Source organism: Rhodanobacter sp. ANJX3, from assembly GCF_014200755.1.
In the GTDB taxonomy this organism is placed as follows: Bacteria; Pseudomonadota; Gammaproteobacteria; order Xanthomonadales; family Rhodanobacteraceae; genus Rhodanobacter.
This window is the reverse complement of sequence record NZ_JACHCM010000002.1, coordinates 782003-803793: the sequence shown is the minus strand read 5'-3', so window position 1 is coordinate 803793 and position 21791 is coordinate 782003. Positions and strand designations below refer to the sequence as shown.

Annotated in this window: 21 protein-coding genes and 1 riboswitch; of the genes, 7 read left to right on the top strand and 14 right to left on the bottom strand. The window is 63.6% G+C overall.

What is annotated here, in order from left to right:
- Positions 1 to 77: 77 nt before the first annotated feature.
- From parC to crcB, 8 genes are all read right to left on the bottom strand, one after another.
- Entirely contained in the window at positions 78 to 2318 is a 2241-nt protein-coding gene (parC, locus tag HDE76_RS08345) for a DNA topoisomerase IV subunit A (RefSeq protein WP_184506604.1), read from the bottom strand.
- An 82-nt stretch (positions 2319 to 2400) separates the two neighbouring features.
- Positions 2401 to 3057 (bottom strand): hypothetical protein, encoded by a 657-nt coding sequence (locus HDE76_RS08340; protein ID WP_179477345.1) that lies wholly within the window; start codon positions 3055 to 3057, stop codon positions 2401 to 2403.
- A gap of 4 nt (positions 3058 to 3061) precedes the next feature.
- Positions 3062 to 3934 carry a TraB/GumN family protein gene (locus HDE76_RS08335; RefSeq protein WP_179477344.1) on the bottom strand — a complete coding sequence of 291 codons (873 nt, stop codon included), beginning with the start codon at positions 3932 to 3934 and terminating at the stop codon, positions 3062 to 3064.
- A gap of 32 nt (positions 3935 to 3966) precedes the next feature.
- Complete coding sequence (locus tag HDE76_RS08330; RefSeq protein WP_184506602.1) at positions 3967 to 4416, bottom strand: DUF6326 family protein; 450 nt, start codon at positions 4414 to 4416, stop codon at positions 3967 to 3969.
- Positions 4413 to 5144, bottom strand: coding sequence for a DUF4386 domain-containing protein (locus HDE76_RS08325; RefSeq protein WP_218862030.1), 732 nt, complete (start codon positions 5142 to 5144; stop codon positions 4413 to 4415). Before HDE76_RS08325 ends, HDE76_RS08330 begins: the two co-directional genes overlap by 4 nt.
- An 87-nt stretch (positions 5145 to 5231) precedes the next feature.
- Positions 5232 to 6350, bottom strand: a complete 1119-nt coding sequence (cfa, locus tag HDE76_RS08320) for a cyclopropane fatty acyl phospholipid synthase (RefSeq protein WP_184506600.1) — start codon at positions 6348 to 6350, stop codon at positions 5232 to 5234.
- 70 nt (positions 6351 to 6420) lie between these two features.
- A complete protein-coding gene (locus HDE76_RS08315; protein ID WP_184506598.1) occupies positions 6421 to 6759 on the bottom strand; it encodes a DUF190 domain-containing protein in 339 nt (112 codons plus the stop codon).
- A 17-nt stretch (positions 6760 to 6776) separates the two neighbouring features.
- Positions 6777 to 7163: a fluoride efflux transporter CrcB gene (crcB, locus tag HDE76_RS08310; protein WP_184506596.1), complete on the bottom strand. Its 387-nt coding sequence runs from the start codon at positions 7161 to 7163 to the stop codon at positions 6777 to 6779.
- 74 nt (positions 7164 to 7237) lie between these two features.
- A riboswitch (Fluoride riboswitch) is annotated at positions 7238 to 7360 on the bottom strand.
- Between the two features lie 113 nt (positions 7361 to 7473).
- Here crcB and HDE76_RS08305 point away from each other — a divergent pair.
- Entirely contained in the window at positions 7474 to 8742 is a 1269-nt protein-coding gene (locus HDE76_RS08305) for a multidrug effflux MFS transporter (protein WP_184506594.1), read from the top strand.
- A gap of 54 nt (positions 8743 to 8796) precedes the next feature.
- On the opposite strand, the gene HDE76_RS08300 is transcribed toward HDE76_RS08305, so the two are convergent.
- The 6 genes from HDE76_RS08300 to HDE76_RS08275 form a co-directional block, all read right to left on the bottom strand.
- Positions 8797 to 10578, bottom strand: coding sequence for a DUF885 domain-containing protein (locus HDE76_RS08300; RefSeq protein WP_221262332.1), 1782 nt, complete (start codon positions 10576 to 10578; stop codon positions 8797 to 8799).
- Between the two features lie 110 nt (positions 10579 to 10688).
- A complete protein-coding gene (locus HDE76_RS08295; RefSeq protein WP_255481481.1) occupies positions 10689 to 11204 on the bottom strand; it encodes a hypothetical protein in 516 nt (171 codons plus the stop codon).
- Positions 11205 to 11260: 56 nt separating this feature from the next.
- The gene (gene minE / locus HDE76_RS08290) at positions 11261 to 11545 is read right to left on the bottom strand and encodes a cell division topological specificity factor MinE (protein WP_179477337.1); all 285 of its coding nucleotides are present in this window, start codon (positions 11543 to 11545) and stop codon (positions 11261 to 11263) included.
- 5 nt (positions 11546 to 11550) lie between these two features.
- Positions 11551 to 12366 (bottom strand): septum site-determining protein MinD, encoded by an 816-nt coding sequence (minD, locus tag HDE76_RS08285; protein WP_179477336.1) that lies wholly within the window; start codon positions 12364 to 12366, stop codon positions 11551 to 11553.
- Between the two features lie 73 nt (positions 12367 to 12439).
- A complete protein-coding gene (gene minC, locus HDE76_RS08280; protein WP_184506590.1) occupies positions 12440 to 13234 on the bottom strand; it encodes a septum site-determining protein MinC in 795 nt (264 codons plus the stop codon).
- Positions 13234 to 13860 carry a GNAT family N-acetyltransferase gene (locus HDE76_RS08275; protein WP_179477334.1) on the bottom strand — a complete coding sequence of 209 codons (627 nt, stop codon included), beginning with the start codon at positions 13858 to 13860 and terminating at the stop codon, positions 13234 to 13236. Before HDE76_RS08275 ends, minC begins: the two co-directional genes overlap by 1 nt.
- A gap of 215 nt (positions 13861 to 14075) precedes the next feature.
- Between HDE76_RS08275 and HDE76_RS08270 the strand changes: the two genes are divergently transcribed.
- The 6 genes from HDE76_RS08270 (at position 14076) to HDE76_RS08245 (ending at position 21781) form a co-directional block, all read left to right on the top strand.
- Entirely contained in the window at positions 14076 to 15299 is a 1224-nt protein-coding gene (locus HDE76_RS08270; protein ID WP_184506588.1) for a sensor histidine kinase, read from the top strand.
- Positions 15300 to 15453: 154 nt separating this feature from the next.
- On the top strand, positions 15454 to 16095 hold the full coding sequence (locus HDE76_RS08265; RefSeq protein WP_179477332.1) for a response regulator transcription factor: 642 nt from the start codon (positions 15454 to 15456) through the stop codon (positions 16093 to 16095).
- A 437-nt stretch (positions 16096 to 16532) separates the two neighbouring features.
- Complete coding sequence (locus HDE76_RS08260) at positions 16533 to 17885, top strand: polyketide cyclase (protein ID WP_179477331.1); 1353 nt, start codon at positions 16533 to 16535, stop codon at positions 17883 to 17885.
- A gap of 234 nt (positions 17886 to 18119) precedes the next feature.
- On the top strand, positions 18120 to 19079 hold the full coding sequence (locus HDE76_RS08255) for an ABC transporter ATP-binding protein (protein WP_184506586.1): 960 nt from the start codon (positions 18120 to 18122) through the stop codon (positions 19077 to 19079).
- Complete coding sequence (locus HDE76_RS08250; protein WP_184506583.1) at positions 19076 to 19810, top strand: ABC transporter permease subunit; 735 nt, start codon at positions 19076 to 19078, stop codon at positions 19808 to 19810. The genes HDE76_RS08255 and HDE76_RS08250 overlap by 4 nt, the downstream gene beginning before the upstream one ends.
- Before the next feature lie 3 nt (positions 19811 to 19813).
- Positions 19814 to 21781 carry a Gldg family protein gene (locus HDE76_RS08245; RefSeq protein WP_184506581.1) on the top strand — a complete coding sequence of 656 codons (1968 nt, stop codon included), beginning with the start codon at positions 19814 to 19816 and terminating at the stop codon, positions 21779 to 21781.
- Positions 21782 to 21791: the final 10 nt, after the last annotated feature.

Here is a 21791-nt window from a genome sequence, read left to right as displayed (position 1 = left end):
TGGCTAAACGTGTACACATCTATGTTGGAAAGCGCGGCGCGGCAGGAAGTTCCTGCCGCTGTTCCGTCCGCTGTCGCTTAACCCGTGGTCTCGATCCGCTCGACCCGACGCAGCCCGCGCGGCAATAGGCCGCCACGCGTGGCGCGATTGCCGCCGTACTCGACCAGATCCGACCACTTGAGCGTGAGTTTACGCTGACCGGCGTAAAGGGTGATCTCACCCTTGCCCTCGCCGACCACGGCCACACCGGCCACACGCTCGTCGCCGGAGGTCAGCTTGGCCTTGGGGATTTCGATCAGCTTGTTGCCCTTGCCCTTGTCCAGCTCGGGCAGCTCGGCGACCGAGAACATCAGCAGATGCCCTTCGGTGGTCACCACGACGACGCGATCGCGCGCGGGGTCGGCGCTGATTTGCGGTGCTAGTACCTTGGCCTTGTCGGTCAGGCTGATGATCTGCTTGCCGGCCTTGTTGCGGCCGGTGAGCGATTCGAAGCGGGTGACGAAACCGTAGCCGAAATCGCTGGCGATGATCAGGCGGGTGTCGTTGTCGCCGGCAATCACCGCGTCGAAGCTGGCGCCGCCGGCCGGGCTGAAGCGCCCGGTCAGCGGTTCGCCGTTGCCGCGTGCCGACGGCAGCGTGTGCGCCGGCGTGGAATAGCTGCGGCCGGTGGAGTCGATAAACGCCACCTGCTGCGTGGTGCGTGCCTTGACGAAGGCCAGCAGGCCGTCACCGTCGCGATAGTTCAAGCCCTCGGCATCGATGTCGTGGCCCTTGGCGGCACGCGCCCAGCCTTTCTGGCTCAGCACCACCGTGACCGGTTCGCTGACCACCAGCGCGCTTTCGTCCAGCGCCTGGGCGGCGCCGCGCTGTACCAGCGGCGAGCGGCGGTCGTCGCCGAACTTGGCGGCGTCGGCGCGCAGCTCGTCCTTGATCAGGCTCTTGAGTTTGGCTGGGGACTTCAGCAGCACGTTGATTTTGGCGCGCTCCTCTTCGAGCTGGTCGCGCTCGGCGGTGATCTTCATCTCCTCGAGCCGGGCCAGCTGGCGCAGGCGGGTTTCGAGAATGTAGTCGGTCTGCTCCTCGCTGAGCTTGAAGCGCGCCATCAGCACGTCTTTGGGCTCGTCCTCGGTGCGCACGATGCGTATCACTTCATCGAGGTTGAGGTAGGCGATGCGCAGGCCTTCCAGCAGGTGCAGGCGGCGCTCGACCTTGGCCAGCCGATGCTCGAGCCGGCGCGTGACCGTACTGGTGCGGAACACCAGCCACTCGCTGAGGATGCGCTTGAGGTCCTTGACCTGCGGACGACCGTCCAGGCCGATCATGTTGAGATTGACGCGGAAGCTCTTTTCCAGATCGGTGGTGGCGAACAGGTGCTGCATCATCTCGTCGGCATCGACGCGATTGGAGCGTGGCACGATCACCAAGCGTGTCGGGTTTTCATGATCGGACTCGTCGCGCAGATCCTCGATCATCGGCAGCTTTTTGGCGCGCATCTGTGCGGCGATCTGCTCGAGGATCTTCGACGGGCTGACCTGGTGCGGCAGCGCGGTGATGACGACGTTGCCCTCCTCGCGCTGGTACACCGCGCGGGCGCGCACCGAGCCGCCGCCGGTCTGGTACATCGTCAGCAGGTCGGCGCGCGGGGTGATGATCTCCGCCTCGGTCGGGTAGTCCGGGCCGCGCACGTGCTCGAACAGGTCGGCCACGGTGGCGTCCGGGTCGTCCAGCAGGCGGATGCAGGCGCTGGCCAGCTCGCGCAGATTGTGCGGCGGGATGTCGGTGGCCATGCCCACGGCAATGCCCATCGAGCCGTTGAGCAGCACGTGCGGCACGCGCGAGGGGAGCCAGCTGGGTTCCTCCATGGTGCCGTCGAAGTTCGGGACCCAGTCGACCGTACCCTGGCCCAGTTCGCCCAGCAGCGCCTCGGCAATCGGGCTCAGGCGCGATTCGGTATAGCGCATCGCGGCGAAGCTTTTCGGATCGTCCGGCGAGCCGAAGTTGCCCTGGCCGTCGACCAGCGGATAGCGATACGAGAACGGCTGGGCCATCAACACCATCGCTTCGTAGCAGGAGCTGTCGCCGTGCGGATGGAATTTACCGATCACGTCGCCGATGGTGCGCGCGGATTTCTTCGGCTTGGCGGTGGCCGCCAGGCCGAGCTCGCTCATCGCGTAGATGATGCGCCGCTGTACCGGTTTCAGGCCGTCGCCGACGAAGGGCAGGGCGCGGTCCAGCACCACGTACATGGAATAGTCGAGGTAGGCCCGCTCGGCGTATTCCTTGAGGGGGATCTGTTCGTAATTGGCTTGCAGGTTCATGTGATGCCATCAATCAGTGGCGCGCGAATGGCGCGATCAGCCGGACGATGGTGCCAGAAAGTGGGGGTGGGCGGGTAACGGATCACTCGTCGATGCCGTTCCTTTCGAGAGGAAATTTCAGTTTCAGGCCTAGCTCATGGCGGAGGGCGACGTCGGCATCGCAATAGGTCTGCTTGCTCTGGAACTGATCCACCTGCGAGAAATACAGGGCCGGGAACCCCGGCGACTCGTCTCGATTGCTTACCAGTCGATAGACCGAAAAAGTGACGAGTCTCTTGTCGACGTACGTTTTGCCGAAATCCCGGTCCGCGACGATCACGGTGAGCGGTGCCCGCTTCTCCCCGCGCTTTCGTAGCACAACCCAGTCGCGGAGCCTGCAATCGGCTCCTTGCACGGTCTCCAGCGAGTCTTTCTCCTTGAGCTCTCCCGAGAAGAATGGAATGACGCTCCATACGGGCTTGTCGGAGTTTATCGAGGGGTTTTCGGCGCTGGTTTCCCGATGATAGAAGGTGACGTGTTCAAAACTGTGTGCGTTGTAATTTTCACGATGCGCCTGAAACACCAGCCCACTACTGTCGTCGCCCTCGATATCGATCGCGTTGAGGCCGTTGTTGATCTCTATCAACTGCATTTTTTCGACGTCGCGCGCAGGGTGGGGCGGCTCCGAAGCGGAAATCGATGCGGCGAGCAGGCTGCTGAAGGCCACGCAGCGGCATAGGAGCAGCCGGCCCGTCGACATTTCTCTACTCACGCTCGGTGGTAATGCCCAGCGACTTCAGCTGCACCTGCACGCTGTCCGGGCCGGCCAGATGGGCGGCGCCGACGGCAACGAATACGGTGCCGGGGTGCTGCAGCAGCGCCGCGATTTTCGTGGCCCAGGCTTTGTTGCGATCGACGATCAGCGTCTTGTAAAGATCGGGCGATTCCTTGCGCACGTCGTCGTCTTCGAAGTGGGCGATGGCATCGGTGTCGCCGTTTTTCCAAGCGGTTACCAGGCCGGTCAGTTCGCTGCTGTCCTTGTCGACGTCGTGCAGCGTGTCGCGCAGAAAATCCAGCTGCAGCGGCTGCGGCAGGTTGGCCAGAAAGCCGATCTGCTGCTCGGAAGTTTCCAGTCCGTTGACCGGCTTGCCGGCCTTGATCATCTCGGCCTGCAGCAGCTTGTCCACGCCGTGCGCCGGATCGAGGCCGGCCTTGATCAGCGGCGCGACGGTGAGCGTGAGCGCGGCCAGCCACGGCCGCATGATGTTCAGGGTCTGTTCCCCGCCGGGTATATCGGCGGTCTGCGCGGCTTTCGCCAGGGTGGCGTTTTCGGCTGCGGTCAGCTGATCCGACAGAGGGTGCGACGGGTCGATGCCGTACTGCATCACCAGCGCCTGCATATGCGCCTGATCGTCGTCGGTCAGCTCGATGGTGAGCGAGTCGCTGGCGGCCAGCGCCTTGTCCAGCGCGGGGTAGTGCCAGTCGGTATCGGTCGGCAGCAGGTGCACGGTGCCGAAAAGATAGACTGTGGCCTGCGCGCTTTTCACTTCCCACAGCACCGGCCGCGCAAAAGCCGGAATGCTGAAAAGCGTCGTGACAAGGGCGGTGAGCAGGCGGGCTGAAAGGGTAATCTTCATGCCTGCAGTGTCGTTGCAAGCAGTGGGCGAACTCAATCCCCTGATGGCGAGAACTTCGGGACCTGTCGAGGCCAGCGCCACGCGTGCCAGACGACCAGCGTGGTGAGCATCACCTCGACGACGCCGAAGAAAATATAAAACGTCCAGGCGCCGGGCATCGTAGCGAGCATGATGAGCGTATAGAGCGTACCCATGGCGAGATTGGCCCAGCGACTCACGGCGGGCTTCAACGCCAGCGACAGGAACACCATCACGCCAGGTATGGCCAGCATGATGCTGGTTCCAAGCAGCACGCCCTGCGTCGTTGGACCGAGCGGCCCCATCTTTCCCGCCAGCATGCCTTGCAGCTGTCCCGGTACGTAAAGGCCGAAATAGTCGCCGTATACGTAGCAGAACATCACGGCCGTCCACAGTGCGGAGAGCTTCACTTTTACCGGCACCTGAAAATCTTCCAGTGTGCCGCTGCCTGCGCGACGATTCATGCGCTTCTCCGTTGTTGGCTCGTGACCGGATAGATCTGCTGGCGTGCTCGCTGCTTGGTGCCGATGATGATCAGCCACAGGCAGATACCGATTTCTCCGACGCTCGCCGGGATCAGGATGAAATCGGCGAGCGTGGTTTTGCCGTAGCCGGGCAGCAGAAGGCTTGCGCAGAAGTCGATGAGGTAGCCGACGCCGCCCAGTATCAGCAATGCACCGAGAGTCCGTGGAAGAAAGGTCGAGCGGAAGACCAGATAACCGAATGGCAGCAGCCATAGCCCCGAGAAAATTTCAGAGACGAGCATGCCGTTGCGGTAGGCCAGGAGATGCATCATCACGGCCGCATTCAACTGCTCGCCGGAGAGTATCTGCGACATCGCACCGCCGCCGAGCAGCGACAGGACATCCAGCTTGTGCATCACATTGATGATCGAGATCGGCACGCTCACGGCAACCAGTACCACCATCATTACCGCGGCGTTTCTGTTCACCGAATGCAGCAGTCGGTAAAGGGCAAAGGGCAGCAGCAGGAACGCCAGCACCATGAGCAACTCGCTCAGCGCGCCCCAGCGAAACAGCGATGCCGAGGCAGTGATGTGGGCGGCCGTAGTCTGCGCATCGGTATGCGTGTCGATATGCGAGGGCACATAGACCAGGCTGAACATGCCGGCTATCACAACAATCAGGTACAGCAGGCCCGCGGCCCGCGCGATGCGCTTGTCTGATGCCACGTCCGCCTCCTCCCTGTCCCGATGACGACACGAGGTTAGGTGATTGAGTGCACGCCCGGATGTGCCTCAAGTCACGCGCACATTCGTTCAGCGCGGTACCCGATAGCCACCGACCACCCCGTGCGGGCTCAGCGTGAGTTGCCACAGCTGATCGCGGCGGCTGCGGAATACCGCGGCGGATACGGCCAGGTAATAGCGCCACATGCGGCGGAAGCGTTCGTCGTAGCTGGTCGGCAGGGTGGGCCACGCGACTTCGATATTGTCGCGCCAGGCCGTCAGTGTGCGGTCGTAATCGGTGCCGAAGTTGTGCCAGTCCTCGACGACGAAAAGATCCTCCAGCGCGGCGCTGACTTCGCTGGCGGCCGGAATCATCGAATTGGGAAAAATGTATTTTTCGATCCACGGATCGGTTTGTGCCGGCGCGCCGTTGCTGCCGATGGTGTGCAGCAACGACAGGCCATCGTCTTTCAGGCAGCGGCGCACGGTCTCGAAGTAGGTGCGGTAGTTTCGGCGGCCGACGTGTTCGAACATGCCGATCGAGTACACCGCGTCGTAGCGTTCGTCGACCTCGCGGTAGTCCTGCAGGCGAATCTCCACCGGCAGGCCAGCACACAGCTGGCGCGCGTACTCGGCCTGTTCCTGCGAAATGGTGACGCCGACGCCGGCGACGCCGTAATGCTCCGCGGCGTACTTCAGTGCCTCACCCCAGCCGCAGCCGATGTCGAGTACGCGTTGGCCTGGCTTGAGCTGCAGCTTGCGGCAGATCAGGTCGAGCTTGGCGGCCTGCGCGTCATCGAGATTGTCGCTGGCCGCCCAGTAGCCGCAGGAGTAGACCATCCGCTTGCCCAGCATGGCGTGGAACAGATCGTTGCCGAGGTCGTAGTGCACCTTGCCGACCTCGAACGCGCGCTCGCCGCGCTGCAGATTGAGGAAGCGTGCCTTCAGATGTGCCAGCAGGGTGTCGAGTGTCTTGAGTTCCTGATCCAGCCCGGCCGTCAGCAGGCGGGTGCAGAGCGCCGGCAGATCATCGGCATCCCACCAGCCGTCCATGTACGACTCGCCCAGTCCCAGCGATCCGTGCGCGAACACGCGGGCGTAGAGACGTTCGTCGTGCACGCGCAGATCGGTGGGGCGATTGCCGTTGAGCCGGATATCGGCCAGTTCGAGCAGGGCGCTGGCGCGTTCTTTGAGGGTGTCCTGACTCATGCGTTCCTCAATGGAGTCTGGGTGTGGTAGTGGAGGTTACGGCAAGACAATGGGCGTGCTGTCGAGCCGCTTATGTGTTGCCGAGCATGGCAAAGCTTGCCGGTGATCGCGCATAGACCGCGTCGACACCGGCCTCGCTGACCAACTGCACCAGGGCGTCGGCCTGTGCCTCGCCGAGCAGAAATTCGACTTTCACCGGCAGGTCGTCGGCCAGTTCGAAAAACTGCTCCTCGTGCAGTACGCCGTTGCGGCCGAAGCCGGCGATGGCGCGGAAGACCGAGCCGCCGCCCAGGTTGTTTTGCCTGGCCTGTTCCAGCAGCCATTCGGTCAGCAGCATGCCGCGGTGTCTGGTGTGCGCGTGGCAGTAGAAGTAAAGGTGTACGCATTGCTGCAACGGCTTCGGGTTCATGGTGGCGATCTCCGGGGTCAATGACGCAGCAGGCTGCGGGTGAGCGCGAGGCCCAGCACGGTCATGCTCAGCGAACCGATCAGGTGCACTGCGATGTGGGTGCCGAACCAGAAATACTGCTGGCGCAGCAACAGCGTCGTGGCTTCGGCCGAAAAGGTGGAAAAGGTGGTCAGGCCGCCCAGAAATCCGGTCATCACGAACAGCCGCACGGCGACTGGCAGCGCCTGGAATTGATCGAGTACACCCAGCATGCAGCCCATGATCAGGGCGCCGATAAGATTCGCCGCCAGCGTGCCGGGCGGCAAGGTGGGGAATAGCTGATTGAGAAAGCTGCCCAGAACCCAGCGCAGCCAGCAGCCGAGGGCGCCGCCCACGCCGACTGCAACAAATCCGGTGAACCCCATGACGCGTCTCCTGACAAAAAAAGCCAAAGTGTCCGGTTGCCGCGATCACAGGCACGCCTGCGCCGCCGGAAACCGGTGGTGCAGGCATCATCAACCTCGTCGCTGCCCTTGTTCGCCAAGGATCGGGCGTGAGGTGGTTCGTTCTGCCGCTGCCCGAGGCGGACCAGAACGGGAGGTATGCCATCTCCCGGGATCGATGCCTTGATCCGTTCCTTATCCTAGTCGATTTGGGCAGCGCCTCGTCAAGCGAGTTGGCCGCCAGGGCTCGATATACTGGGCGCTGTTTTCCCTGCGCGCGGCCCCTTTCGCCATGAACTCTACCCATCGCACCGTGCGACGTAGCCTGCCGTGGCTGCTTGCCGCGCTGTCGATGATCGGCCCATTCTCGATCGACGCGGTGTTTCCGGCCTTTCCGCTGATCGGCGCGCATTTCCGGGTGAATGATGCAGCGCTGCAGCAGCTGATCAGCGTGTATCTGGTCATGTACGCGTCGATGAGCCTGTTTCACGGCGCCATTTCCGACGCGATCGGCCGCAAGCCGGTGATCGCTACCGGCATGCTGGTGTATGCGTTCGCCTCGGCCGGCGCGGCGATGTCCACATCGTTTCCCATGCTGCTGGCCTGTCGCGGCCTGCAGGGCATGTGCGCCGGCGCGGGACTGGTGGTGGGACGCGCGCTCATCCGTGACAGCCTCGAAGGCGCCGACGCGCAGCGGCTGATGTCGCGGGTGATGATGATTTTCGGCGTGGCGCCGGTGATCGCGCCGATGATCGGCGCCCTGCTGCTGACCTTCGACGGCTGGCATGGCATCTTCTGGGTGCTGACCGTGTTTACGGCGCTGCTGTCGCTGGCGCTGTTGCTGCTGCTGGAAGAGACCCATCCGCCCTCGCGGCGCACGTCGTTTTCGCCCAAGACGTTGCTAGCCGGCTACGCCTCCTTCAGCCGCGATCGCGCGTTCTGGCCGCTGCTGATTTCCAGTTCGGTCAATTTCGCCGCGCTGTTTCTGTACATTTCGTCGGCGCCGCGGATCGTGCGCGAGCTGCTGCATCTTTCGGCGGCGGGATTCCCCTGGCTGTTCATGCCGGTGGTCTTCGGGCTGGTCGGTGGCGCCTGGCTGTCGGGGCGCATGGCCGAACGGCGCAGCGCGCGTTTTACGGTCAACCTGGGCTATGCCGCGATGCTGTCGGCGTGCGCATTGCATCTCGCGTTTGCGCTGGTGTTCCCTGCGCCAAAACTGCCGTGGTCGATGCTGCCACTGACCCTGGAAGGCATCGGCGTGCAGCTGGCGTTTCCGACCCTGACCCTGCTGTTGCTGGACCGCTTTTCGAGCCAGCGCGGCGGCATTTCGTCGGTGCAGGCCTTTGCCAGCCTGATACTTTGCAGCGTTGTAGCCGGCGTGCTCTCGCCGATGCTCTCCGGCAGCATGCTGCCGCTGGCCTTGGGGGCATCGGCGCTGAGCGTCGCCGGCATGCTGTCGTGGTGGTGGTATGGAAGCATCAGCAGACGTTTGGCCGGACCTCCGCTGGCAACCGCGGACGCGAGCGTCACCCTGCAGGCGGAAATCGCCGAGCCGATGTAAGCGGCCGGCGCGCGGGGCGGAAGTCCGGCCCTACCTCCGGCACAATGGCGAACGTCAGAGCGTCGGCGACGTGTCGTGCAGCATCGCCTCGCGCACGATGGCGATCGGCGCGAAACCCTGCTGCATGAAGCGGTCGTGGAACTGCTGCAGGTTGAAGTTCTTGCCTTCTTTGGCGGCAACATCCTGGCGCAGCTTCAGGATCTGCAGCTTGCCCAGGGTGTAGTAGAGATACGTCGGGTCGGAGGTGCCGCGCTTGGTTTCCACTTCGCCGACGGCGCGCGACTGGTAGCCCTGCTTGACGAAGAAATCGACCGCCTGATCCATCGTCATCTGGCCGGTATGCAGCTTGATGCCGACGACGAAGCGGGCGTTGCGCAGCAGCGCATCCTGCAACTGGCCCAGGCGCAACAGCAGCTGCTGACGCTTGTGGTTCGGATAGACATACGCGGCCAGGCCTTCATCGAGCATCATCTGTTCGCAGTAATGTGCCCAGCCTTCCACGTTGGTGGTGGCGCCCAGCAGCTTGCGCGTGCGGTCGTCCAACTTGTGCATCCACAGAAACTGGATGTAGTGGCCCGGATAGGCCTCGTGCGTGGCGACGGCAGAGATTACCGGATAGCTGAACTGCGCCATGAACTCCTTCGTACGCTGCGCGCTCCAGTCGGGCTCGGGCAGGGTGACGTTGAAATAGGCTTCCTTGGCCACGGTTTCGTAAGGTCCGGGCGTGTCCATCGAGGCGAAGGTCGTCGCGCGCATGAAGGGCGGGGTTTCCTCCACGATCGGGCGCACGTCGGAGGGAATGGTGATGATCTGCTTGAGCTCGATAAAGCCGATCAGCTTGTCGAACGTGCCGCGGAAAGTATCGAGGATCTTGTCCGCGGCCGGATAGTCCGAGCCCAGCTCGGCCAGCACCTGCTGCGGCGTCTTGCTGGGGTCGAGCTGCTTGGCGACGTCGGCGAACGCCTGCTGGTTCTGTTTCATATTGGCCATGTCGATGGCGAGTAGCTGATCCAACGGGATGTCGACCATCTCGTCGTACTTGAGCTTGTCGCGGAACGCCGCAGCGCCAATGCGGAAGTCGCCGTGCGAGCGCGGCAGCAAGTCGGTCTTCAGCCAGCTTTGATAATCCTGCAGCGACTGGATCACTGCGGCATTGCTGTCGGCGAACTGTTTTTTCAGCGCCGAGTCGCTGACGTCGGTGAAGGCCGATGGCACGTCTTTCTGGAAGAACTGCACCAGGCCGGGCAACTGCTGCAGCGCGATCTGTGTGTAGATCAGCGGCGGGTTGTCCAGATTTTTTCGCGCTTCGGCGAGCACGGCGGGCATCAGCTTTTCGCGGGCGACCAGATCGCGCAGGCGCGTTTCCGGCGGCGCAAACTTGCGCTCCATCAGGGTGAAGGCGCTGTTGGTGATGCCACTGGAATAGACGTCCGGATTTTTCTGCCACGGTTTTATCGTTCGCAGCGTCAGCAGGGTGCTGCGGATATTGTTCAACACCAGCTCGCGGTCGCCGCGCACGCGCTCGCCGAGTTTCGAGGCGTCCACCGCAGCCACTTTCGCCTGCCACTGCTGCAGCGTTTTGATATTGGCGTCGACGCCAGCGCGCGAATAATCCTCCAGCTTGGTGTCGAAGTCGTGCAGGCCGTCTGCGGTGGCCATGGTCGGGTTGGTGGGAAAGTAGTAACTATCGAAATAGCTGTCGGACAGACGAGTGAACGCCTGGTCGGCGGCCGCCGAGGACAATGCCGCGGCGGGCGTGGTCTGCGCTGCCGCGACGCTATTTCCAAAGGCCGCGACGGCAAGCGCGCCGACGAGCGCGTACGAAAGTCTGTTCATCATTTCTTTCCCCGGACAAATGCGCTAATCAGCGCAGTGACAAAATCAGCGTCCAACATTAGCAGCTCGCGGGTCGCCTTTTGTATTCCGACGGTTGCCGAGGCTGCTGCTCAGCAGGGTAGGCCGCGTTCGGCGAGAAAATCGCGCGCGTTGCCCGCATCGTGTTCGAACCACGCGCGCGTCGAGCCCAGCCGGAATGAGTAGCCCCAAGCATCCATATCGGCCATCAGTCGTTCACGCCCGACGCCGGGCAGGCGGTCGGCCAGCACGATCTGCAGATAGCAGGTGGCGTCTTCTTCCTCGATCGAATCGGTGGCGTCGGTATGGACGTCTGGACGTCTTTCGGGAGATAAGACGATCAGATGTCCCGCTTCGTGCAGCAGCGAGTGCACTGGCGTGTCGTCGCGGGCATAGACCGTGGTGCCGATGATGCCGGCTTCCTCGTCGCCCCAGAAGCTGCCGGGGATCGGCGTGCCGTCGGCCACGCGTTCAAGCGTCAGGCCAAAGCTGGCGAGCAGGGCCGCGGGCGCGTCGAAGCCAAGCTGACCCAGCCGCAGTACAGTATTGGCCGGATCGCCTTCGATCAGCTGGCCCGTCGACGGGCTGGCATGAATTTGAGGATGCATGAGGTTTTTCAGATCAGACCGCTGGCCAGATATCCGCGCTCCGGCAACGCGTGGGTTCAGCCGGCCGCCGTGTCGCTCTTCGCCGGCGCCTTGCCGTCCGGCAACGCCACGGAAAGCTCGAGAATTTCGTGGCCGCTGTCCTGCTCCAGCTTGATGCTGATCGCCTCGATATCGACGTGGACGTATTTCTTGATCACCTCGAGCAGCTCGCTACGCATCATCGGCAGATAGTCGGGCGCACCGCGGTTGGAGCGTTCCTGCGCCACGATGATGCGCAGACGTTCGCGGGCCACGTTGGCGGTGGGTTCGCCCTTGCGCTTCAGGAAATCCAGAATGCCCATCGTGATCAACCTCCGAATACGCGCTGGAGAAAGCCTTTCTTCGGCACGTCGATAAAGCGCAGCGGCCGCTCTTCGCCAAGGATGCGCGCTACCGTGTCGCTATAGGCCTGGCCGGCCAGCGAGTTGGAGTCCACGATCACCGGAATGCCGTTGTTCGACGCGGTCAGCACGTTTTCCGATTCCGGAATCACGCCGACCACGCTGATGCCGAGAATCTCCTCCACGTCCTTGACGCTGAGCATCTCGCCGATGGCGACGCGGGCCGGGTTGTAGCGGGTCAGCAGCAGGTGCTGGGTCACCGGCTTTTCGCCGCGCTCGGCACGACGCGTCTTGCTGGCGAGTAGGCCGAGGATACGGTCGGAGTCGCGCACCGAGGATACTTCCGGGTTGACCACCACCACCGCGTGATCGGCGAAATACATCGCCAGATGCGCGCCCTTTTCGATGCCGGCCGGGGAGTCGCACACGACGTAGTCGAAGCCGTCTTCGGACAGGCCTTCGAGCACTTTCTCGACGCCTTCCTGGGTCAGCGCGTCCTTGTCGCGGGTCTGGCTGGCGGCCAGCACGAACAGGTTTTCGTGGCGCTTGTCCTTGATCAGCGACTGCTTGAGCGTGGCTTCGCCGTGCACGACGTTGACGAAGTCGTACACCACGCGCCGCTCGCAGCCCATGATCAGGTCGAGGTTGCGCAGGCCGACGTCGAAGTCGATGACGGCGACTTTCTTGCCCGCCATGGCTAGGCCGGTGGCGAGGGAGGCGCTGGTGGTCGTCTTGCCGACGCCGCCTTTGCCGGAAGTGACGACGATAATCTCAGCAGTCAATGGCTCATCTCCGGAATATTTTTATAGTTTGTTGTTGGCGTTAGTTTGCGGTCGGGGCATCGCACCCGGTTTGTCACAGTTTGGCGATCAGCAGCTTTTCACCGTCGAGCCAGCATTGCACGGACTGGCCCTTGAGGTCGTCAGGAATTTGTTCAAAGACCCGATATTGCCCGGCAATCGCCACCAGCTCGGCACGAAAGTCCGAGATGTAGATGCGTGCTTTCTCGTCGCCCTGCGCGCCGGCCATGGCGCGGCCGCGCAGACTGCCGTAGATGTGGATATGGCCGTCGGCGATGACCTCGGCGCCGTTGGCGACCGCGCCGGTGACGATCAGGTCGCGGTCGCGCGCGTAAATCTGCTGGCCGGAGCGTACCGCGCCCAGGTGATGCTGGGCGCCGATCGACGTGCCGGCGGCCGACGCCGACAGAATCGGCTCGCGCAGATCCGGTTCGGCCGGGGCGGACTCTCGCGATTTCGCCTTGCCGCTGGGTGCCGGCTCGTCAGCCGGCGCCGGGCCGCCTGCGGCCGGTTCGTAGGCTGCGCGAAATTTGGCGATCAGTGGCAGGCCCATGCGTTTGGCCAGCGCTTCGGTCTCGCTGGTGCCGTAAGCCAGGCCGACCGGCAGCATGCCGGCAGTACGCACCGCTTCGAGCAGGGCGTCGACAGCGCCGTCGTCGGGCAGATTGAGCAGGTGGCTGAGGTCCAGCACCACGGCGGCGCGTGCGAACATCGCCGGCGCGGCCCGAACTCGGCGCTCCAGCTCCTCGCACAGGGCAGCCGCATCGACGCGGCGCACGCGCACGCAGGCTATGCCGACCTGACCGAAACGCAGGTCGCAGGCGTCGGACGTTTCCGCTTTGGCGTTCATCAGCGGGGCTCTCCGGACGATGATTTGGCAAGGTGTGAAAGATCGATGGGGGACATCAGGCGCGGGCTTTCGGCCAGCCACGGCACGTCGGGCAGGCCGCCGTGGTCGAGCCAGGTTTCGCGCACATAGGTGTAACTGGGCAGGTCCTTGGCCAGCAAGCTGACCTGCGGACCGTCCTCGCCCATGCGCTGCTGGCCGACTTCCTGAAAACCGTAGGTGCCGTGGAACAGCACGACCACGTCGTCGCGCGGCTCCAGAAACACTTCGCAGGTCATCAGTGGCACGCGCACTTCGGCGTAGCTGTTGACGTCGGAATAGAAGATGCGGCCCAGGCCGTGGCGACGGTAGGCGTTGGCGATGACGATGCGGTCGATATAGACGAACTGCGGGTAATGCGCGGCAAACCAGCGGTAGTTGGTGCTTTCGTAATCGCCACCCTCGCGCAGGGCGATGACGAAGCCGGCCAGATTGCCGTCGATCTCCGCCACGCGGAAATATTCGGCGTGATCGTGGAAGTAGCGCAGGCGGCTGGCGTCCAGGGCGAGGATGGAGCGACCGGCGGTGTTGTTGAGTGCCAGTACGGCGTCCAGGTCGTGCTCGTGCACGTCGCGGATGGCAAGAGCCATGCGTTGCTCCGCAATGATGGGGTCGATAACGAGGTCGGTTCCGCGCCTCGTGCAAGCCGCCATTATGGCATGCGGATGCGGGCCTTACATCCCGCGCCGCGGCAGCGATCCGCCAAGGTGGACGCTTCTCGCGTCGTGATGCGGTGATATTTTACGTGCTAGGGCATGACTTTTTGCGCATTGCGCAAAACCGCATCACGTCCAATGATGCCGGCATGCGCTGGCCTTTTTTCAACCACACCCGACTGCTTCGCTACGCGGGTTTTTTTACCTATCTGTCGGTGGGTACGCCGCTGATCACGAACTGGGCGACCGAGCGGCTGAATCAGCTGCAGCGGCCGAATTTTGCGCTGCTGCTGTGGACACTGTGCTATCTCGTCTTCGGGCTGATGTACTGGCTGCTCACCAGCAACCTCGGCTCGCGTCGGCATCCCGTGCTGAAACTGCTCGGCCTGACCCTGATGACGGCGGTGGCGGTGGCGGTGGGCTGGTACAGCCACAGCGGCCTGTCGGCGATGCTGATGGTGGTGGCCTCGCTGGTGCTGCCCTGGCTGCTGCCGTTCTGGCTGGGCGTGTCCTGGCTGGTGCTGCAGCAGCTGAGCCTGGTGGCGATCTTCGTCACCTTTCCCGAATACGACCACAGCATCGCGCTGAGCCTGCTGCAGGCGAGCATCTATTTAGGTATTTCGGTCCTGGTGTTCGTCACTTCCACCGTGGCCAGCCAGCAGGCGGAGCAGCGCGACGTGCAGCGGCGGCTCAATTCCGAGCTGCGCGCCACCCGCGCGCTGCTGGCCGAATCCAGCCGCATCGCCGAGCGCATGCGCATCGCCCGCGACCTGCACGATCTTATCGGGCACCACCTCACCGCGCTGAGCCTGAATCTGGAAGTGGCCAGCCACCTCAGCAACGAGGCGGCCGGTGCGCATGTGCGCAAGGCGCAGAGCACGGCCAAGCATCTGCTGGCCGACGTGCGCGAGGCGGTCAGCGAGCTGCGCCAGGACGATGCCATCGATCTGACCCAGGCGCTGCGCAGCCTCACCGACGGCGTGCCGGGCCTGAGTATCCATGTCGCCATGCCGCCGCGTTTCAGCATGGAAGACCCCCGGCGCGCGCAGGTGCTGCTGCGCTGTGCCCAGGAAATCATCACCAATGCCGCCAAGCACGCCGCCGCGCGCAACCTGTGGCTCAATTTTGCCTACGCCGATGCCAGCCTGCTCGGGCTGCACGCGCGCGACGACGGTCGTGGCGCCGAGCAGATCGAGCCGGGCAACGGCCTTTCGGGCATGCGCGAGAGGCTGGCCGAATTCGGCGGCAGTCTGACTCTGGAAACCGGCATGAGCCAGGGTTTCGCGCTGACCATACGGCTGCCGCTGGGCGAGCACAGCGCGCTGGCGCACGCGCCGACCCGCTTCGAGCCGCCGGCGTTGAGCGTGTCGTGACCGCCGGCCTCGGTGGTCGTGCAAGAATGGGCACTGTCGGCTGGGGCAGGGTCGCCGCACGCGTTGCGTCTATCGAGCATCGGTCCACTCGTTGTATGGCGGGCTGCTTTCGCCGAGCTCATGACTGTCTGAAACGTTTGTCCGAGGATTCGCGATGATTTCCGTTTGTCTCGTCGACGACCAGAATCTGGTGCGCCAAGGCGTGCGTTCGCTGCTCGATCTTTCCGAAGATATTCGGGTGATCGCCGAGTGCGCCGACGGCGCCCAGGCGGTAGTGGATATTCCGCGTATCAAGCCCGACGTGGTACTGCTGGATCTGCGTATGCCCAATATGAGCGGGCTCGAGGTGCTGCAGGCGCTGTCGGCGCGTAACGAGCTGCCGCCCACGATCATCCTGACCACCTTCGACGACGATCAGCTGGTGCTGCAGGGGCTCAAGGCCGGCGCGCGCGGTTATCTGCTGAAGGATGTGTCGCTGGAACAGCTGGTCGAGGCGGTGCGCACGGTGGCCGGCGGCGGCTCGCTGGTGGCGCCGATGGTGACGCAGCGGCTGATGGCCGGCGTGTCGCGCATGCATAACCAGTTCACCAGCCTGGAGCAGCCCGATCCGCTGACCGAGCGCGAGACCGAGATTCTGCGCCTGCTGTCCGGTGGCTACAGCAACAAGGAAATCGCCAACTCGCTGAAAGTGGCCGAAGGCACGGTCAAGAACCACGTCTCCAACATCCTTTCCAAGCTGGGCGTGCGCGACCGCACCCGCGCGGTGCTGAAGGCGCTGGAACTGGGCATCGTCTAAGAGCCTGTTCAAAGTCTCCACGTAGCTCGCGCCGGGAGCTGTTTGCCCGCCATCCGGCGTCATCACTCGGTCGTGGACGGACGTCCACTCCCTCGTTCTTCCTTGGCCTGCGTGCAAACAGCTCCCGGTGCGGGCCACGCGGAGACTTTGAACAGGCTCTAAGTTTTTGCGTCGGTGAACAGCTCCGCTTTTGACCGGGATTTTGTTGCGACGCGACGAAATTTGCGCTGGGTCGACGAGGTGGGCACGGGCGCTGCAGCTGGGTTTGCGCGTTTTGTCGAGCCCGGGAAAACGTCGTGGCGTTCAAGCGCGCGAGCAAGTAACATCCGTAAGCTCGGCATGTGCCGGACCTCGTCGTCACTGTGGCCCAACGGGTGCTACAGCCGGCAACCCCTCTTTAGTTAGGTATGGCGTAGAGACGCTCGGAGAACTCTGGAATGATGCGCGCCCTTGAATTTCTTGTAGCCCTGGTCATCGTCGCCGTACTCGGTGTGCTGGCTGCGGTGGTCATGCCAGGTAGTGGTCATATCGACCGCTCGCTGGTTATCGGCAAGGACATGCGTCAGGTCTACGACGTGCTCGACAACTTCCACCGCTTCCCGGATTACTCGGTACTGCACACCTACGATCCGCAGATGGAGTTCAAGTTCTCCGGCAAGGCCTACGGCCCCGGTTCGGAAGTCAGCTGGGAGAGCGCCGATCCGAAAGTCGGCAACGGCGGCCTGACCATTGCCAGCGCCACCCCGAACTTCGACAAGATCGACAGCAACACCAAGGACGCGTCCATTGTCTGGAACGTCGACAACAGCTGGCGCGGTCTGGACAAGCACTTCACCCTCGATCTGCACCGCCAGGGCAACCGTGGCCAGCTGACCGACGTGAAGTGGTCGTACGACGTGAAGTACGGTTGGAACCTGATCAACCGCATGGCCAACCTCTACATCCACGGCGATCCCGACTCGTTCATCCAGTTCAGTCTGAACAACCTGCAGAACGTGCTGGCGGCGGTGCCGAACATCGACTACAGCAAGCTGATTCCGTTCATTGCGCAGACCCAACAGGCGCCTGTGCTGCTCGTTTCCACCCAGATTGCCCGCAAGGACGGTCTGGACGGCCTGGATGACGCCACCAAGAAGGCCATCGGCCAGATTCAGGCCGCGGCCAAGAAGCTCGGCGTCAACGTCACCGGCCCGCGCGTGCTGATCACCACCAACTACGGCGATGAGACATTTACCTTCGACATTGCGATGGCGATCGACTCCAGTACGCTGACCGTCGCCGGCCAGAGCCAGCAGCTCACCGCCGCCACGACACCTTCGCTGGACGCGCCGGCCGCATCGAGCACGGCCGCGGCGCCGGCTACGGACAACGCCGCTCCCGGCAGCCGCGACCGCTTCGGTCGCCTCGTGATCGACGGCAACGTGCGCGCCGAACTGGCGTTCGGCGGCTCCGCGCTCAAGGGCGTCTGGAACGGCACCTTCGCCGGCGTGCCGCAGGTGCGCGACATGCTGAAGGCGTACGCTCAGACGCACGGTTACAAGTTCGACGACGTCGTCAATCGTTCGTACGACATCCTGGTCACGCCTGAAGTGAAGGACGCCGGCGGTAACGTCACCACCTATGCCAAGTACGAGGTCTACCTGCCGGTGACCAACGCGCCGCAGCAGACGCCGGAGCAGGAAGCCGGCATGCAGCCGCCGTCGCCGGATAGCGATTCCCCGGCTGCCGCCGCTCCGGCTGCTGCCGGCACCGCCGCCGCTCCCGCGCAGGCAGCCAGCGTCGGCAAGTAAGGCCGCCGCGGTCGATCATCGAAAGGCTCTTCCGCTCAGGGAGAGCCTTTTGTTTTTATCGACGGGCCTATCGGGGATTGGCGGCCGCCGGCAACGCGGTCCGATGCTGAGGCCTCTTACGCCACATGGCCGTGGCCATGATTGAAACCGGCGGCGTTGAAGCGGCTCATGGCGCGCCGCTGATCGTTATCACGGGCATGCGATGATTCGCTTAGCACCTCTTTTTTCGCGGATATGATCGAAACCGACCAGCTCACCCGATGCTATGGCCACTTGACCGCCGTCGATGCGCTGAGCATTCGCGTCGAGCCCGGCCAGGTGCTGGGCCTGCTCGGTCCCAATGGCGCCGGCAAGTCCACCGCCATGCGCATGATTGCCGGCTTCCTGATTCCCACCTCGGGCACCGCCCGCGTGTGTGGCTACGACGTGGCTCGCGAGCCGCTGAAGGCCAAGCGCGCGCTCGGCTATCTGCCCGAAGGTGCGCCAAGCTATGGCGAAATGACGGTGCGCGAGTTCCTGCAGTTCATCGTGCGCATGCGCGGACTGAAGGCGGATGCCGCGTACCGCCGGTTTGACGAGGTAGTGCAGCGGCTGCAGTTGGAGGACGTACTCGGGCTGTGCATCGATACGTTGTCCAAAGGCCTGCGGCGGCGCGTGGGTCTGGCCCAGGCGATCCTGCACGATCCGCCGGTGCTGATGCTGGACGAGCCCACCGACGGCCTCGACCCGAATCAGAAGCATGCGGTGCGTCAGCTGATCGACACGATGGCGCGCGAGCGCACGATTCTGATTTCCACGCATCTGCTGGAAGAAGTGCATGCGCTGTGCAATCGCGTGGTGATCATCGCCCGCGGCAAGCTGCTGGCTGACGCCACGCCGGCCGAGCTGGAGCAGCGCTCGCGCTATCACGGCGCGGTGTCGTTCAGTGCACCGGGCAGCGGCATGTCGCAGGAAATGCTTGGCCGCCTGCCGCAGGTGGCCTCGATCGAGGTCGATCCGCTGGATGGGCGCATCACGGTGTTTCCTAAAGTCGGCGAACGCATTCTGGAGCCGGTGGAAAGGCTGCTGCGCGAGCAGGGTCTGGAGGTGTCGGAGATCCAGCTGGAGCGTGGCCGCCTGGATGAAGTGTTCCGTCAGATCACCACGCAGGAAACCGACGGCGCACGCGACGCGGTAGCCGGAGTGAACGCATGAGTCCGATCGCCGCCGTGATGCGGCGCGAGCTGCGCAGCTATTTCGTCACGCCCGTAGCGTACGTGTTTCTGGTGATTTTTCTGGTGCTGGCGGGCACGCTCACCTTCTACGCCGGCGACTTCTACGAGCGCGAACAGGCCGACCTGCAGCCGTTCTTTGTGATGCATCCGTGGCTATACCTGATCCTGGTACCGGCGATCACCATGCGCATGTGGGCGGAGGAAGCCAAGGGCGGCACGCTGGAGCTGTTGCTGACCCTGCCGTTGACATTGTGGCAGGCCATGCTGGGCAAGTTTCTGGCGGCGTGGCTATTTATCGGGCTGGCGCTGGGGCTGACTTTTCCGATCTGGATCACCGTCGATTATCTGGGCGCCCCCGACAACGGCGTGATCGCCGCCGGCTATCTGGGCAGCTGGCTGATGGCTGGTACCTTCATTGCCATCGGCGCCTGCCTGTCGGCGCTGACGCGCAGCCAGGTGGTGGCGTTCATCCTCACCGCGCTGGTCTGCGTACTGTTGATACTGGCCGGGCAGCCGCAGGTGCTGGACTTTTTTCAGGGCGCGCTGCCGCGCAAGCTGGTGCACGCCATCGCGCATCTGAGCATGCTGCAGCATTTCGATGCGATCTCGCGCGGCGTGCTCGATGTGCGTGACCTGCTGTATTTCCTGATCAGCATGATCGGCTGGCTGATCGCCGGCGTGCTGCTGCTCGACCTGAAGCGGACGCGCTGAGCCATGGTCGAATCGCCCTCCATTCGCCAGCGTTTGCGCCATGCGTTTTCGACACTGCTGCGGCCAAGTCGGCGCACCGTGTTGTACGGCCTGCTGATCGTGCTGATGCTGATTTTTGCGTCGCTGATCGTCACGACCAGCCGTTGGCTGCGTGCCTCGCGCATCGATCTCACCACCGACCAGCTGTACACCCTCACCCCTGGCGCGCTGCACATCATCGATACGCTGCAGCGTCCGCTGAAAATCACCCTGTATTTTTCCGACCACGCGGCACGCGATCTGCCGCAGCTGCGCAGCTACGAGCAGCGCGTCAGCGAAATGCTGCAGGAAATGGTGGCGCGTTCGCACGGGCGTATACAGCTGCAGATCGTCGACCCGGTGCCTTACTCCGACGACGAGGCCAGCGCGGAAGGCAGTGGCCTCACCGCGGCCAGCGGCGGCACCAACGGCGAGCGGATGTTTTTCGGCCTCGCCGGCACCGCGGTGGCCGCCACCAACGACGGCGCGCCTGCAGATGCCGCGGCAGCGGATGGCGATGCAACCGAAGATCGGCCGGTGGAGCGGGCGTTGTCGATCCCGTTTTTCGATCCGGCCCGCGAGGCGTTTCTCGAATACGACGTGGCCAAGCTGCTGTATGAGCTGAACCAGACCAGCAAGCCGGAGATCGGCGTGATCAGCTTGCTGCCGATCGACGGTAACCCCGTACTGGGCGAGCAGCCGTGGGCGGTGCTGCAGCAGCTCGGGCAGCTGTTCGATGTCAAAAGACTGGATGCGGACAAGCTCAAGCAGGTCGATGAAAAGATCAAGGTATTGCTGCTGATCCAGCCGCGCCACCTGTCGGCCGACGCGCAGTATGCGATCGACCAGTACGTGCTCCGCGGCGGGCATCTGGCGGTTTTTGTGGATCCTGACGCCGAACTTGACACCGGCACCGATGCATCCAGCTTGGTTGGCGGCGGCCAGCCCGATCAGAGCTCGGATCTGCCGCGCCTGTTCGCGGCGTGGGGTGTGCTTTTCGATCCGACAAAGGTCGTGCTGGACCGCGCGCGCATGCTGTCGATCGAGCAGGGCGGCAATAGCTTCAATCATCCGGCCATGCTCGGGCTGGGCTCGCAGGAGCTCAACCGCAACGATGTCATCACCGCCAGCCTGCAGCGCATCGACGTATCCAATGCCGGTCATTTCGATCTGGCGCCGAATGCGCGCACGCGCCTGATTCCGCTGTTCCAGAGCAGCGCCGAAGCCGAACTGGTGTCGACCCAGCGGGTGATGGCGGCAAGCAACGATCCGACCCAGCTGCTGCAGGGCTACAAGCCGGACAATGCGCACTACGTACTGGCGGCGCGGCTGCGCGGCCCGTTCGATTCGGCGTTTCCCGAACGCGCCGGTAAGGCGGGGCATCTTTCGGTGTCCGTGCCGAATGCCGAGGTGGTGTTGGTGGCCGATACCGACATGCTGAGCGACCGGCTGTGGGTCGAGCCGCAGAATATTCTGGGTCAAACGATGCTGAGGGTGTTCGCCAACAACGGCGATTTCGTCACCAACCTGGTCGACAATCTCAGCGGATCGTCGGCGCTGCTTTCGATACGCGGGCGTTCGACCTCGCAGCGGCCGTTTACCCGCGTGCAGGCGCTGCGCAACGTGGCCGATCAGAAGTTTCTGCAGAAAGAGCACGAGCTGGAACAGCAGCTGGCCGAGACGCGTCGCCGCCTGGAAGAGCTGCAGCCGGCCAAGAGCAGCCAGCCCAGCACCGCCAGTACCGAGCAGCGGCGCGAGATCGAGCAGTTCCGGCAGCGTCAGCTGGCCATCAACAAGGAGCTGCGCGACGTGCAGCACCAGCTCAACGCGGAGATCGACCGGCTGGGCTTCCGCCTGAAGTTCATCAATATCGTGCTGGTGCCGATACTGGTGATTGCGTTTGGACTGCTATACGGCTGGCGTCGATCCCGGCGCAGTCGCGAGCGCCGCTGATGGCGCCGAC